General features: G+C 68.3%; 2 protein-coding genes. One reads left to right on the top strand and one right to left on the bottom strand.

All coding sequences use genetic code 11. The features are described 5' to 3' along the window. Window positions 1-60 precede the first annotated feature (60 nt). Window positions 61-591 carry a DUF3005 domain-containing protein gene (locus G3N99_RS39825; RefSeq protein WP_206125143.1) on the top strand — a complete coding sequence of 177 codons (531 nt, stop codon included), beginning with the start codon at window positions 61-63 and terminating at the stop codon, window positions 589-591. 64 nt (window positions 592-655) lie between these two features. On the opposite strand, the gene G3N99_RS39820 is transcribed toward G3N99_RS39825, so the two are convergent. Next, window positions 656-1420 carry a DUF4397 domain-containing protein gene (locus G3N99_RS39820; RefSeq protein ID WP_174936054.1) on the bottom strand — a complete coding sequence of 255 codons (765 nt, stop codon included), beginning with the start codon at window positions 1418-1420 and terminating at the stop codon, window positions 656-658. Window positions 1421-1636 lie beyond the last annotated feature (216 nt).

Below are 1636 nucleotides of genomic sequence, written 5' to 3'. Positions count from 1 at the left end.
AATCCCGGACCGGCGGCGCCAGCCTGATGCCGGTGCCCGCCGGCCGGACAAGGAGGTGCAATGCAGAACGCGGAATCGAACCCTGACCCGAAATATCGGCGAGACGAGGCGGCCAAGCGCCCGGCGACAGCGTCGGCGGCGCGCCGCATGCCCGCTGCGGCGAGCGGGCGTCCGTTGACGCCCGAAATGATTGCCGCGAAGACGCCGACCGGCCTGCCGCCGATCGAGCGCGGCACGCATGCGCCCGACAGCGCCGACCCCGTACGGCGAGCAGCCGCCCGGATCCCGACGCTCGACAACGCGAACATGGCGATGACCGACAGCACGGTCGACGTCGACGGCAAGGGCATGGAAGCGGCCGCAGGTGCGTCGAAGTGGCACGACAACGTGATTTATTCGAACGCGTCGCTCGACGAAGCGGTCGAGACGCCCGACGAAGGTCTCGGCGGGATCGAGAGCCGGCCGTCCGGCAACCTGCCGCAGATCGCGACACGGCCGGGCTGGCACGTGCGTCATGTCGGCGCGGTCGACGTCGAGCACGGCGACGGTACGCGCGCCGAGCATGTGATCGTCCTGGAGCGGAACAACTGACTGCGACGCGAGAAGGTACGGCGGCCGGCACGATCGCGCCGGCCGCCGTAACCGTTGGCGGTCCTTATTGCGGGCCGAGTTCCTGCGCGGACGTATCGGCGTCGTTGCCCTGCGCAACCAGCACGTGGATATCGTTCGGCGTCACGTCGCCGACCCCGCCCGACGGGATCGTCAGCAGCAGCCAGTCGGCGTTGTTGTTGATGGTGACCGGCGCGGTCTTGAGGATCGGCGTCTTGCTGCCGGCCGTCGTGACGATTACCTGGTAGCTGCCGCCGTTCAGGTAGATCGAATCCTGCGTCGATGCCGGCACCGCGTTCTGGTAGGCCGCGCCCGCGAGCGTCGGGCTTTGCGTCGTGATGTCGGTGCCGGGCGGGACGACGTACATGTCGACGTTCTGCGCGTTCGGCGACGCGTTGAAGCTGCGCACGCGCGCCTTGTCCGACAGCAGGCCCTTGTCGTACGGATCGTCGATCACGGAGATCAGCGACGTCGTGCTCGGCAGCGCGATCGTCGTGTAGTGATGGCCGTTTGCCGCGCTGAACGATTGCGCGGCGATGGTCGACGTCGTGCCGGAGATGTCGTAGCTCGCGTTCTGCGTGCCCGAGTCGACATCGTGATAGCGCGTCACGCCCTTGTACGCGATACCGCTCTGGTCGAGCTTCGCGTTCAGGTAGTAGTCGAGGTTCGGCCCGGCCGGCACCGCGTTGATGAAGCGCGCCTGCGGCTTCGAGATGCCGAGCTCGGTGCCGACGTCGTTGCCGTCGCCGCCACATGCCGCGAGCACGGAAACGACCGAGCACAGCGCGACCAGCGTTCGTATTGATTTCATGTTGTCCTCTCGTTCAGGGAACCTGCTTGCGATGCGGGATCGCCGCGCGAAGGATCGCGCGGTGCGCAGCGCCGGTTGAGGGAAGGATGCTGTCCGCCGGAGCGGCGGGCGCGTGGATGGCGCAAGCGATGTGCCTGCGTGGCGAAGGGCGGCGGGAAGGCGGGCGGGAAGGCGGGCGGGAAGCGGCGCGGTAAGGCAGTGGGGCGAAGCGCGCAC

Source organism: Burkholderia sp. Ac-20392 (assembly GCF_017104585.1).
GTDB lineage: Bacteria > Pseudomonadota > Gammaproteobacteria > Burkholderiales > Burkholderiaceae > Burkholderia > Burkholderia lata.
Note: the sequence above shows the minus strand (reverse complement) of the source record. Positions and strands in the feature narration are given on the sequence as shown.

Bases quoted from the DNA above. Each gene is read 5' to 3' on its own strand.
- G3N99_RS39825 (WP_206125143.1), top strand. From the start codon at position 61: ATGCAGAACGCGGAATCGAACCCTGACCCGAAATATCGGCGAGACGAG.
- G3N99_RS39820 (WP_174936054.1), bottom strand. From the start codon at position 1,420: ATGAAATCAATACGAACGCTGGTCGCGCTGTGCTCGGTCGTTTCCGTG.